At 42.3% G+C, this 14,004-nt stretch carries 9 protein-coding genes and 1 pseudogene; all 10 read right to left on the bottom strand.

Translation table 11 applies throughout. From position 1 onward, the window contains the following. Nucleotides 1–135: 135 nt before the first annotated feature. Nucleotides 136–1,512: a sulfatase gene (locus HMPREF3034_RS02585; RefSeq protein ID WP_231725589.1), complete on the bottom strand. Its 1,377-nt coding sequence runs from the start codon at nucleotides 1,510–1,512 to the stop codon at nucleotides 136–138. 99 nt (nucleotides 1,513–1,611) lie between these two features. After that, a pseudogene (locus HMPREF3034_RS02580) lies at nucleotides 1,612–2,862 on the bottom strand (serine hydrolase domain-containing protein); the annotation flags it as partial. A gap of 62 nt (nucleotides 2,863–2,924) precedes the next feature. Then, nucleotides 2,925–3,737 carry an N-acetylmuramic acid 6-phosphate etherase gene (gene murQ, locus HMPREF3034_RS02575; protein WP_036897114.1) on the bottom strand — a complete coding sequence of 271 codons (813 nt, stop codon included), beginning with the start codon at nucleotides 3,735–3,737 and terminating at the stop codon, nucleotides 2,925–2,927. Between the two features lie 2 nt (nucleotides 3,738–3,739). Then, nucleotides 3,740–4,600 (bottom strand): ATPase, encoded by an 861-nt coding sequence (locus HMPREF3034_RS02570; RefSeq protein WP_062432910.1) that lies wholly within the window; start codon nucleotides 4,598–4,600, stop codon nucleotides 3,740–3,742. Nucleotides 4,601–4,604: 4 nt separating this feature from the next. Further along, on the bottom strand, nucleotides 4,605–5,804 hold the full coding sequence (locus HMPREF3034_RS02565) for an acyltransferase family protein (RefSeq protein ID WP_062432907.1): 1,200 nt from the start codon (nucleotides 5,802–5,804) through the stop codon (nucleotides 4,605–4,607). A 13-nt stretch (nucleotides 5,805–5,817) separates the two neighbouring features. Then, entirely contained in the window at nucleotides 5,818–7,008 is a 1,191-nt protein-coding gene (locus tag HMPREF3034_RS02560; protein ID WP_062432924.1) for an exo-beta-N-acetylmuramidase NamZ family protein, read from the bottom strand. 49 nt (nucleotides 7,009–7,057) lie between these two features. Then, complete coding sequence (locus HMPREF3034_RS02555) at nucleotides 7,058–8,401, bottom strand: MFS transporter (RefSeq protein ID WP_062432904.1); 1,344 nt, start codon at nucleotides 8,399–8,401, stop codon at nucleotides 7,058–7,060. A gap of 20 nt (nucleotides 8,402–8,421) precedes the next feature. Further along, nucleotides 8,422–9,831 (bottom strand): glycosyltransferase family 2 protein, encoded by a 1,410-nt coding sequence (locus HMPREF3034_RS02550; RefSeq protein ID WP_062432900.1) that lies wholly within the window; start codon nucleotides 9,829–9,831, stop codon nucleotides 8,422–8,424. Between the two features lie 49 nt (nucleotides 9,832–9,880). Continuing rightward, entirely contained in the window at nucleotides 9,881–12,514 is a 2,634-nt protein-coding gene (locus tag HMPREF3034_RS02545; protein WP_231725587.1) for a golvesin C-terminal-like domain-containing protein, read from the bottom strand. 33 nt (nucleotides 12,515–12,547) lie between these two features. Further along, on the bottom strand, nucleotides 12,548–13,996 hold the full coding sequence (locus HMPREF3034_RS02540) for a sodium:solute symporter (protein WP_036897131.1): 1,449 nt from the start codon (nucleotides 13,994–13,996) through the stop codon (nucleotides 12,548–12,550). Nucleotides 13,997–14,004: the final 8 nt, after the last annotated feature.

The following is a 14,004-nucleotide window of genomic DNA, read 5'->3' as shown; positions in this document are numbered from 1 at the left end:
TTTCTAAACTAAGAGTTTTGCAGAGTTCTCAAACTTCCGCAGCGATGCTGCGAAAGCCTGACAGTTGTTTAGATGAAGTGTTAATGAGTTAACAAGTAGACAAGCTTTTTTGTCTAGAAAGCCTAAAAGCAGCTATTACTTGGCATTCAATCTATATTTATTCTTTTGTTTTCGGATAGTTTTGGCAGCACGATTAACAACTTTAGAATACTTAATCTCACCCACCACATTCTTATTTTCCGCAGCATCTTCTTGATGGTCGAACAACATCCGATGCCCTGATTTTGGCCATTCTGCATAACTATATCGACCATCTATAAAATTATCGCCACCTTCCCATTGCACAAATACATTCCTCTTTGTATCCGTCTTCTTATCTTTTAGGACCGGCAAGAAACTTATTCCTTCCAATTGTGCGACTGGTTTTGGTAAATGACAAAGATCGCACAAGGTCGGATATAAGTCTACCAATTCCACCATTGAGGCGGACTTTCCCTGTTCCATGCCGGGTACATGAACGATAAGAGGTATTCGAGTGGCACAATCCATCAAGTTATGTTTGCCCACGAAACCGTGTTCACCCAAATTCCAACCATGGTCACCCAGCAATACGACGATGGTATTGTCGGCAAGTCCCAATGTATTAAGTTCTTCCATAACGCGTCCAAAAAGTGCATCTACATAGCTCACACAAGCATAATAACCATGTTTCACCTCGCGCAAGAAAGCCTCATCAGTAGGAGTTGATACCCGTGCATACGCATTTATCTCATTAGAATTTTTCACTTCATCTGGCAAATCTTTCGGTCTATAGCGATTCGAAGCCATCGGGATGCTGGCCCTATCGTATAAATCCCAGTACTTTTTGGGTGCACAGAATGGCAAATGGGGCTTCCAAAATCCGCAAGCCAAGAAGAAAGGCTCGTTCCGACTCTTGAGTCTACGTAAGTCGGAGATGGTTTTCAGCATCACATGTCCATCATCATAAGCCGTATCGGGCACATCGGCCATCTCTGAAAAGGGGCCACGCATCGTTTTTGGATTCATATGCTTGCCCGATTCACTGTTCAACCAAAGTTCCCACTTGTTGTATTCCGCCCAATAGACATCATATCCTTTCGGATGTAATCTCCACGGTGCTTCACTCCATGTATCGGCCTTATCCTCCACATGATGAATCACCTTTCCATTAGAAATAGTATGATATCCATGCGAAGTAAACCACTGTGACAAGGCTATCGCATTGGGCGCGTCATGGCTTATACGGCTTGTGTAATTGACAAACCGATGTGGAAACTTGGGGTACATGCCCGTAAACAGACTGGCACGCGACGCCCCACTCACCGGAATATTACAATAAGCATTGTCAAACACCAGTGATTGAGCAGCGAATCGGTCTATATTTGGCGTGCGTATGGCCTCCACACCGTAGCATCCCAATTCCGGCCGAAGGTCATCACACATCACCAACAAGACATTCATACGCTTTTGCCCGTCTTGATTAGCAGCCATCACACACTTACAGCCACTACTTACGACTGCTCCTACAAAAGTAAAGATTAAGCGTTTATTCATTCCTTCCAATTCTTGTGAGAGAAAAAATTACTTTATGACACTTCCGGCAACGGCATTGGACACCAGTGCGCGGAGACGAATAACATTAGACTTATCGACCGGATGAACGCAATTAGTCAGTAAGATGATAGAAATATCGTTGACAGGATCTATCAATATAGAGGTACCACTGTAGCCTGTATGGCCATAAGTTTCTTGACTCAACAAGTCGCCGGCATTAGATGCATAAGGCGAATAAATGACCCAACCCAGCGTACGGCCAAATTTCATGAGATCGTGGGGTATCGTTCGCATGGCTTTCACGGCAAGTGGACTCAACACGCGTTGTCCATTCCACTCTCCACCGTTTTGTAACATAGCGCAGAACACGGCAATATCATCAGCTGTGGAAAACAGACCGGCATTACCAGAAACGCCACCATTCATAACACGAGCCAATGGGTCGTGTACTTGACCCAACAATACGCTACCATCATCTTGCCGTTCTGTCGGGGCTATGGGATAATTTTCGCCATCAGCTTTCGTTCCCTCTTTCAGCCATCGGGGACTATCGGTGTTGACCCATAATCCTTTCTTATTTTGCTTACAAGGCAAATAATCTGTGTGTTCCATTCCCAGTGGTTTGAATATTTGCTCGGTAGCAAAGTCACGCAAACTCTTCCCGGCAAGCTTCTCTACAATGTTTTGTAGCGTAATATAGTTCAAACAACTGTATTGAGAGCCGGTTCCCGGTTTAAAATCTCGCTTGCATGTAGCAATATAATCCATTGTAGCCGCAGGATTAGGACTACCATATTTAGCCTTCAATTCGGCTACAGGAGCATACGAAGGCAACCCTGATGTGTGCGTAAAAAGATTGACCACCCGAATTGTTGCAGAATCCTTACCTTCCACACTCCAACTGCGAAAGTTTGGAATAATTGTATTTACGGCATCCAACGTGCGCAACTGTCCACGTTCCATAAGAATCATGGCACATGTAGCCGTTGACATAGGCTTGCTACATGAGGCCAAATCAAACACGGTCTGCACAGTCATCGGTTTCTTTTCGGGATATACTTGGCGATTACCATAAGCTTTTAGATAAGCCATCTTGCCATGCCGCACCACCGCTAACACAGCTCCCGGCGTACGACCTTCTTTAATTGCCTGTTCAATAGCTGCGTCGGCATTTTTCAATCGCTCGCTACTCATACCCACACTTTCAGGTGTCACCCTAGGTAAATTGCCAGCCCATGCTACGTGACAACACAATAATAATCCTATAACCGAAAATCTAATTTTCATATTTTTACTATTTTTGAGTTATGTTTCCATTCATTTCTTTCGTTTAATAATACTCACAAGCACTACTTATCATAGGCTTCGAGCGTCTTTTCCACAGATCCATGAAGTAGCAACAATCTCTTGGCCTTACCATAATCGAGCCCTAACATGTCGACGAGCATACGAGTTCCGCGGTCAACCAATTTCTGATTGGTGAGCTGCATATTCACCATTCGATTGCCTTTAACTCGCCCTAGCTGAATCATTACAGAGGTACTTATCATGTTCAGTATCATTTTCTGACCGGTTCCCGACTTCATTCGCGAACTTCCTGTCACATACTCAGGCCCAACAATCATTTCTATAGCCACGTCAGACTCTTTAGACATTGGTGAATCGGGATTGCTTGTGATGCACGCTGTCAAGATACCATGCTCGCGAGCTTCGTGCAACGCCCCCACAACATAGGGAGTTGCACCGGAAGCAGCGATGCCAATGACAGTATCATTGGCATTGATATTATTTTCTACCAATTCATTCCAACCATCCTCTACGCTATCTTCTGCTTTCTCCACAGCATTGCGCAAGGCGGTATCACCACCGGCTATCAACCCGATGACCAATGTTTTGGGGACACCAAACGTAGGGGGAAGTTCAGAAGCGTCGAGCACTCCAAGACGCCCACTCGTACCTGCACCCATATAAAAAATACGACCTCCTTGACGCATTCTAGGTACAATCTGTTCTACAAGCTTCTCTATTTGTGGAATAGCCTGCTGTACTGCCGAAGCCACTTTTTGATCTTCTCGATTAATATCTTCCAATAATTCACGTACAGACTTATTCTCTAAATCATTGTAGAGGGAAGACTGCTCTGTAATCTTAGTAAAACTCATACTCAATTCTTCTTTGAATTTAATCTATGATACTCTATCAAACCTTCCATCGGTGTCTTACTGATAGTTCCAATGCGTACGCCCAAAGTCTCAGCCGCCTCGGTAAGCTCCTGCCGATACACCAATGCTATCGTTCCAATACAGTTAAGTGGATACGTACGATAATCATAATGCAAGATATTACGCTTCACAAAGGCAGTGAAAGCTTCTATCAATAACCGATGGACAGTAGCATCGTCACGGTGCTGTTCAAGGAAGATATTCAAGCTGGCAAGGAATCGACTGGGGAAAGGTTGGCGATAAACACGCTCTATAATATCCGCTTGTGACAAACCAAATTGTTGAAAGAACTGATCTTTCAATGCCGGGGACATCTGATCTTTCAATATATCACCGACCAAACGCTTACCAAGATTTGCCCCACTTCCTTCATCGCCAAGGATGAAACCAAGCGCAGGTGTATTCTTAACAATCTCCTTACCATCAAAGAAACAGGAATTAGAACCTGTCCCTAAGATACTGGCAATACCCGGTGCATGTCCACATAAACTGCGAGCTGCAGCCAATAAATCGGACTGAGCCTCTACTATTCCATCAACTGGCAAGCTACGTCGTATCGTAACTTCTACTTCAGGACTCTTCTGAGGAGTACATCCAGCACCATAAAAATAGACGGAGTCTAGGCGTTCAACAGGCAATTGGGGAAGCAAGTTTTCACGAATTTCGGCAGCCATCTCGTCAGAACTCTGAAAAAAAGGATTCATTCCCTTAGTCGGGATTCGACGAATTGCTTTTCCATCTTCTACTAAACACCAATCGGTTTTAGTAGATCCGCTATCAGCAATTAATAGTAATTGACTCATATCATTATAGCTTTATGTAAATACGACGCTTGTATAATTGGTATCCTACACACCAATTCAATAGCACAAACAGCAATGCATAGGCCAACGAACCGCCATTATCACCAAATACAGGTTGCAACAATTCATTGTAGAAGAAGCCTATGATTGTGGTGTCCTCGCCACCAAACTTAAACGAGAATGCTCCAAACACTATAGCAAAGAAATCACTTAATACGTATAGAAACAAAGGATTGACACCAAAAACCTCAAAGAATCGGCACCAACGACGGTGTTCCTTAACATCTATAATGTAAATAAGCAGAGCCAAAAGTGTGGCGGCTAGTCCACAAGCAACAAAGACATAGGTTGGAGACCAGACCTTTTTGTTGAGTGGACAGCCATAGCTCAACAAGAAACCACTAAAAGTCAAGGTTGTCCCAACAACAAATAAAGGAATAATTTTGGTAATCAGCAAATCGGTTTTTGTATCCGTTGATACGACATGAGTACGTTTGCTAAAAAGCAATCGGCCGACAAGAAACCCTAGAAGGGTATGAGCTACGGCAGGAATTGTACTAAGCAAGCCTTCGGGGTCAATACCATTGTCATGATACATGTGGGCATCGGTAAGGATAGCACGGTCTACTATAGAAAGAATATTGGTCTCATCGTAAGCAAAACCATTACCGACAAACAATATCACACAATAACCGACCAACAACGTAACAACAATATAAGGAATATAACGATGACGAACGGTGATAGCCACAAGCGATGCTACGCCATAACAAATGGCTAAACGAGCCAGTACACCCGATATACGCATCTTTTCAAACGACCAAACCATATACCATATTTGGTCCAACAAGCCTGCATTTTCCAAAGGGTTATTCCAACGATAACAAAATCTTGCAAACCAACCAATGGCTACTCCAACCAAATAAATAAGGATTGTACGGCGGATAATCTTGGTAACTGTAGACCTATCGCACTTGAAATCAAACTTCAATAGAGATATGAATATACATACACCCATAATAAACATAAAGAAAGGAAAGACCAAATCGGTAGGCGTCATTCCATTCCATTCAGCATGTCCTAACGGAGTAAGGATGTGAGACCAACTTCCGGGATTATTCACAAGTATCATACCGGCTATCGTGATACCGCGTAGAATGTCGATAGCTAATATCCTATTGCTCTTTTTGATATGCTCTGTCATAATATCAGTAAGTTTAATGATAAAGATAATACTTTTTAGAAAGACTACGGAAAGCGTCTACATCTTTATACCAATAACCACGAGCATCGCTCCATTGGTTGCGCTTCATCATAAGTCGGCGAATCTGTTTGGAGCCACAGACTTTATCAAACATAGAGAATCTGCCCTTATCTGCATGCTCAAGAATTGAATATTCCGGATAAAGCCTGGCTATCTCTTGCATCAAGATAAACTGTATGTCGGTAAGAGTCGCCTCTTTATAATTAGTCAAATGCACTTGCACACCTTGCAACTGCTTTCCTACTCCAACGCTATAGTAAGGGCGTACGTAGATAGGACGGAACGTTACACCGGGCAAATGGTGAGCGTTCATGGCCGAAGCTAGTTGATTGGCATTCACCCAAGAAGCTGCAAACATCTGGAAAGGAATCGTATAGCCCACTCCAATAGACATGTATCCTAATTCTCCTAAGATACCACTGACGGGATAGTAATAAGAAGTAAGGGCTTGAGGGATATGGGGTGAGGAAGCAATCCATTGCAATCCAGTATCACCATAGTTCATATGGCGCTTCCAACCTTTCATCTTTACGACTGTAAGTTTACATTGTACCCCATTTTTTAACATGTGTTCGTCATTCAGCAGCTGCGCCAACTCTCCACATGTAAGTCCGTATATATAAGGTATTTTAAACTGACTGACAAACGAAACACAATCGGGCTCTACTAAATTCCCTTCAATTTTCAATCCACCAATAGGATTAGGACGGTCTAATACCACAAACTCCTTACCGCATTCTGCGGCAGCTTCCATTGCAAGCCCCATTGTACTGATAAACGTAAACGATCGACAACCAATGTCTTGAATATCGTATACCAATACGTCAATATCTTTCAACATATCTTGAGCGGGTTTGCGTGTCTTTCCATAGAGCGAATATACTGGTAATCCTGTAGTTACATCTTTGATATCTTCGACCTTATCACCGGCTTTTACATCACCACGTACCCCATGCTCCGGGCCAAAAAGAGCCACAAGATTCACATTAGGAGCTTCATACAAAATATCTATCGTAGACTTCAAATTGCTATCAACACCGGTAGGATTGGTTATCAAACCAACCCGTTTCCCTTCTAAGCATTTGAATTGTTGGTCACGTAAAACTTCGATACCCACCTCAACGCGATGGCTACGAGCCTCCATGACTAACGGAGAGCATGCAAGCACACCAATAAGTAATGCTATTATACCTTTATACGTCTTCATTTTCTTGCTCTTCTTTCTTCCCATACATAGGGTCAACCTTTACTAATAATGTTACGGCTATAGTAGCTAAACAGCATAAGATGACCATCCAAAAGAAGTGTTCATAGCCTAACCATTCTTGTAGATAACCGGCAAACATGCCCGGAATCATCATACTCAAAGCCATGAAAGCCGTACAGATAGCATAATGTGCTGTCTTGAACTCGCCCTCAGAGAAGTACATCATATACAACATGTACGCTGTAAAACCAAAACCATAACCAAATTGCTCTATAGCTACGCAAATACTGATAACAACAAGGTTGGATGGCACGAACATACTCAAGTATACGAACGTGAAACAAGGCAGGGTCATACAAGCAGCCATAGGCCACAAAGACTTCTTCAAGCCCCATTTAGATGCAGCAATACCACCGATGATTCCACCAATAGTAAGGAAGAAGACACCTATTGTACCATAGACGATGCCCACATTCTCGGTTGCTAGCTGCAATCCTCCATGCTCGCGAGTATCTAACAAGAAAGGATTGACCATCTTCAAAAGAAATGCTTCGGGCAAACGATAAAGCAACATGAAAACAATAGCAATCAATACACCGGGCTTTTTGAAGTACGTAACAAAGGTACGACCAAACTCAAAGATAATCTCTTTAGCCTGTCCTTTTGTGTCACCAAGGCGTGATGCATCTTCTTTGGGCCTTGGAATGAAGAATGTATGATAGAATGTTACCAAAGCAAACATAATGGCCGTGATTACCATCGTAATGGTCCAAGCCATTGGTATATTATTAGTCTTCGATTCTAACAACCCCGCAATAAATACCAAAACACCTTGTCCAAAGATGGAAGAAAGGCGATAGAAGGTGCTACGAATACCAACAAAAAGTGATTGTTCGGAATGATTAAGTGCCAACATATAGAATCCATCAGCTGCAATATCATGGGTTGCAGAAGCAAACGCCGTAATAATAAAGAGTATTAGCACGAATGTAAACATACTCACAGGGGTCTGCATGGACTGAATCAATGACAAATCAGGATGCGGAATTGATAATGTAAGCAGCACAAAACATGCGCTTATCAGCAATTGCATCATCAAAATCCACCATCGCTTGGTACGAACAATATCGACAAACGGACTCCACAATGGCTTGATGGTCCATGGCAAATAAAGCAAACTGGTAAACAATGCCATCTCACCATTAGGCACTCCCATACGCGTAAACATCGTTACGGAAATGTTATTGACGATGAAATAAGGGATTCCCTCAGCAAAATAGAGGGTTGGTATCCACAACCATGGACTGATATTTCGAGTGATATTCTTCATTCAAACAAGAAAGTTAATTGTTATTGACGATTCATTGCTATACGCGCCTGAAGTTCCCAAGTACGGATTCTATCCTTATATAGATTATTAGCGTTCACCTTTTCTATACTCAATGCCGCATCCGAATTGCCTCCCCAACGCCGGCAAAGATAAAGAACATCATAGATTCGACCTATCTGATAGTGACGAGAAATATTCAATCCCATAGCATAATCCTCGCCGTAACTGGTATTTGGCAGTCCCAACTGCCTTACCAAAGGAGTAAAGAAAGCACGAGGCGCACCTAAACCATTGATACGCAAGGCATTATTACGTCCATTATCTGGAGTCCATTCCTTATGATCAATAATGCCGGGGGGTAATGTATTCAGGTCAAAATCGGTCATCATATAGGTTCCAATGACCATTCCACACTGCTGAGCATAGAATGCATCAACAATTATTTGTAATGTATGAGCATCTTTATATAGGTCATCACTATCTAATTGAACAGCAAATCGACCACACAACTCAGACTGAACACCAAGATTCCAACATCCTCCAATACCCAAATCTGTACGTTCAGGTATTAAATGAACGACGCGCTCATCATCGGCAAATGTTTCAATAGCCTCACTGGTTCCATCATTTGAATGGTTATCAATAACGATTACATTGTATTTAAACGACGTTTCCTGCTTCAGAACAGATTCGATAGCTGCCTTAATTGTAGTGACACGATTACGAACCGGAATAATAACAGAAGCCTCATATTCAAAAGTTCCTTCTGCAAGATTGATTGTATCAAACTCTGGTTTCAAGTATCCACCTATCTCTTTCAGATGTTCTGTACATGCTTTCTCCATCTCTATTTGGCGGTCACGGTTACGAGGATCCACATAATCGAACTGCTTTTCACCGCTCTTTCGTGTATCATTTTCAATCTCACTATATAGATATTCGTTCACATGAACAAGACTAGCACACTGGCTCAACTTCAATCTTAAGTCATAAAGACCTGCAAATTGGTAATCAGCTGTCATCTGCTGAACAGCTTGTTTCAGCACCGAAGTTTTGAAGAAAAGCACAGACCCGAAATCAAAATCATCACGCAAAGAACCAAACTGATAATCAATAACGGGAGCTTTCACTTCTTCTCCGTTCATTACTTTATAATGATCGGCATAAACCATCCCCGCATCTGTGTCCTCGGCAATATTCATCAAGCGTCTCAGAGCCAAATACCCGAAGCGCAGAATAGTTTGTTTGGTGTAAATCAATGTATACTCTGCCGTTGCTCTTGCGGCAATAGCTCTCAACGTAGAAGTTTTAAATAGACTTTCATCTACTTTATTCACATCACTAACTTCAGCTTCAGAACGCAAAGCTTCTATTGTTTCAGAAGCCTGTTGTTCACTAATATATGGCACAAAACAACTAATCTTTTTCATATCTTATTTATCTTTTTAGTTTGTACTATTATAATTATACCCTCCATTTTTATTCCTTTTCAAAGAAGCGAATCACGGCATCCATCAAACTTTCACGTTGTATGGAATCGATGATAGATTCAAAAGGAACTCCCATAATAAATGTCTTATAATCATGACCACTATAAGCGACGCCCGCACTCAAGTTGCTTTCAGGATAACGCATCACCGTAAACGACGCACTATCTGCTGGTTCTATACCATCGGGAGATTCAACTACATACGACTTTTCGTTTAGTTGATTCCAATAATTCACCTCTCCTATCTTTAAATCCAATGGAGAACGTACTCCTTTAACACGTCCTGTAATCGCAGCACGACTATTACGCCATTTGTATCTTAGCACCCCTGTTGCGAAATCTTGATCTTTTTTACTTGTAACTGCCAACGGATTATTCCAAATATCCGTTCCTACATAAGCGCCGGTAACCATGATGTTTACGCCTTGATGAGCATACTCGGTCAGCATTTGTTGCATATTATCATCAAAAGCCTTAAACTCTAAAGGCTTCAAACCGCCTCGCCCCATCTTTGTCTGGCATTGTTTGCCAAGAATAACATCTACAAACGAGACACCATCCTCAACCTTTGTAAAAGCCTTTCTACTACATGATTCGAACGAATAACCAGCTTTTAAGATAGCCGCACCATGCATTGAAGGATAATCAAACGTATTTCCTGCAATTACTTTTGTTTCTTGATCGCCATAACTATCGCCATACCCGCCTGAATCATCATCCAACCACGGTTGCATACGGTCAAAGTTTTTCATCTTACCGATGTAACTAATATCTTGCAAGTATGGTACCCCATGGTCTACATCGTCAAGAAATCCAGCCATCTTACAACTGCCATCACCGGGCGCAACAAAATCGGCCGGGGCACTTATGCGATTAAATCCATTCACTATCAAGGCTTTTTTAATCGGATTCTTAGACGAAATACCCACTGCAAGAGTTTCAGATGGGAAGCTCTTACCACCTTTATTATATGCTACAACTTTGAAACTACAAACTACATCCGATGGAATTCGTGTCGTATAACGAGGCTTCTTCACAATCGTCCCCTTATCAAACTCGCCCTCCCCTATTCGTTTATAAACAATATAACGGTCAGGACGAGCAGATTCTTCAAGTGAATCAAGTACAGGAGACCATGTCAATTCCACTTCTTTTTTCTCATTTAAGTGTGCTGCAAAATGTTCTATCGGCAGTGGTTGAACCTCAAATTTCTGTCCTCTTTGCCTGCTCAAGAATCTCAACATACCCTTATAGATAGCCCTACTGACCGCGAAACGAAATCGAGGATCAAGCCCATAGCGCATATCTGCAAAGTTTTGATGCGACAAGAGTTCCAATAACATGGTCGGGACACGTGGCACACGCGCTTCAAAATACGATTCATCCCTGCTCCCACGACTTGTCCAATTGGGCTCAAATTGCAGTCGTATATCGTGCAAAATACTATTTTGAATACTATCTGTCAGCTCTTTACACAATTGTCTTGATGCTCCATTGGCAAACACGCCATCATAACAATCAGTCATATAGATGCCCAACGTGCCAATGATGGAATCATTCAAGGTCGTCCCGGCATCAGAATGGAAAGCAAAAGATAGGTCTACGGGGATATTCAATCCCACTTCTTGTGGATTCACTTCCGAACCACCAGCAAGCCAGTTGACCCACAATCCACGACATTTATAATCATCAGCATAGTCATTTGTCCCTTTCGAAGGAGTATAAACCGAATCAGGAGCACCTGCCCATTGCAACCAATAGCGAGCAGCTTCTGTAAAACGCGGATAGCCACTAGCATCGGGACGCCCTATATTTCCCATTCCGCCACCAAACTTTACAGCATCTGCAGTTACTATTTCGCCTTTTGAACCGGTAGCATTCGTTAATTCCACATATTGACTACCACTTGCATTCTTTTCAAATGAGAATGTTCCAAGATATATCCACGTGCCTCCACCCATCTGTTGGTTCACACTAAAACGGCTCACTCCGCCTTGATGCTTTACCGTATAAATAGCCGACGAAGTGCTTTGTGGCAACGTATGGTAAGAAACATAGACCGCATAGCGCCCCCCATTCTTCACAGCCGGAACCCATCTTACCGTACTTTCATTTCCTTTTTTGATAGAAGAAGCACAACGGAACGTCCCTGCCGTAAACGGATTTTGCATATCCACATATACATCTTGTGTCTGTGCAAACCCATTCCCTTCTCCTGTAATCCACGCCTGAGCCCCAACTCGCTCTATATATTGGGAAGAACGATTGCCGAAAGCTCCATCATTGTCTACCACGATTTCCTCTGTATTCCAGTCTCTTTCGCGAGGTAGTAACACATTTGCGCCTGCATTTTCAAGCATAGGTACTAAAAATGGCAACACATAACTTTGCGTATAAAGATCTTCCACTGTCATCATCAAGCGAGCACGTTGCCATTCCCAACGATCTAGCTTATTCTCATAATATCGTCCATGGCTTTGCCACATGGCAATATGTCGCCCCACTAGCCCTTTGGTAGGAGTCTGCAAAGCTGTCAACTCTGTTACCAATGGCTCATTAGCTTTGGGCGCAAAAACTCCTTGTGCTGCTATATTCAGACTCATCGCAGCAAGTAAAATGCTCATTGAAAGTTTCTTCTCATCCATGACAACACTTTTCTAGTTAACCTTTACACGCTTGCTCAACAAACAAAGACCTATAAATGTAAAGAATGCATTGAAGATTAACAATTCATAACTGAAATGATAACCGCCAAACCAATGCTCAGAATTCTTATCCAAAATAAAGCAGATAACTGGCGAGACAATGGCTACCAATGGTATATACTTATCACGTACCGATTGCTTCATGATAATACCAAAAGCAAACATACCCAAGATAGGACCGTAGGTATAGCTTGCCAAGGTATATACAGCATCTACTACACTTGTATTATTCAGGAAATTAAATACCATAATCGTCACTCCCATCACGATAGCCATACCTAGGTGAACGCGCTTGCGAATCCGGCTGATTTCCTCTTCGCTACGATGCTTGATACCCAAAATATCTACTGTAAACGATGTTGTCAAGGCTGTAAGGGCTGAGCCTGCAGCATTATAAGCCGAAGATACCAGGCCAATGATGAACAATACTCCCACAATAACCGGCAAATAACCTCCTGTTGCTATCATCGGAAATATCTTATCACCCTCTTGTTGTAGGCCATTCATATCTGCAAACAGATAGAGTAATGCACCCAGCATCAGAAAAGCCCATACCACAACAAACTGTAACAAGATACTTATAATCATATTCAGTTGCGACTCTTTACTATTTCGGCAGCTCAAGTTACGCTGCATCATGTCTTGGTCTAGACCATTCATGGCTACCATCGTAAAAATTCCTGCTAGGAATTGTTTGAAGAAATACTGCTTATTATTTACATCATCGAAGAAAAATATACGACTCATGCTGCTTTCTTGCACCGCTTGCCACATCTGTCCACCAACCATATTCATTTGACGGGTAATGAAGTAGATACACAATCCGACTGAAATAATCAGGCACGAAGTCTTAATCAAGTCAGCCCAAATAACCGACTTCACCCCCCCCTGCGCTGTATAAAGCCAAACAAAAGATATTGAGATGGCTACATTCACGCCAAAAGGAATACCTAAGGGGTCAAAAGCCAACAGTTGAAGCGTAAAGCATACCAAGAACAAACGTACCGCTGCACCAAGCATCTTTGAAATAAAAAAGAACCAAGCTCCCGTATGATAAGAAGACAGACCAAATCGATTGCTTAAATATTCATACACCGATGTCAACTTCATTTTATAAAATAGTGGTGTCAACACAAAGGCTATCAACAGTTGTCCTACGATAAATCCCATCACCAACTGCAAGTATCCAAAACTACTTTTCCCTACCATACCGGGTACAGACACGTAGGTGACGCCCGAAATACTGGCACCAATCATAGAGAATGCTACCATATACCAATTCGACTGGCGGTTGCCTGTGAAGAAACCGGCATTGTCTACATTGCGTTTGGCATACCATGATATGGCCAAAAGTACTGCGAAATAGGCCGCAACGATGAAGATAATTGTAATTGGAGACATAGGCTTAA

The organism is Prevotella sp. DNF00663 (assembly GCF_001553265.1).
Taxonomy (GTDB): Bacteria; Bacteroidota; Bacteroidia; order Bacteroidales; family Bacteroidaceae; genus Prevotella.
The sequence above is the reverse complement of the archived record's forward strand: the minus strand, read 5'-3'. Positions and strand labels throughout refer to the sequence as shown.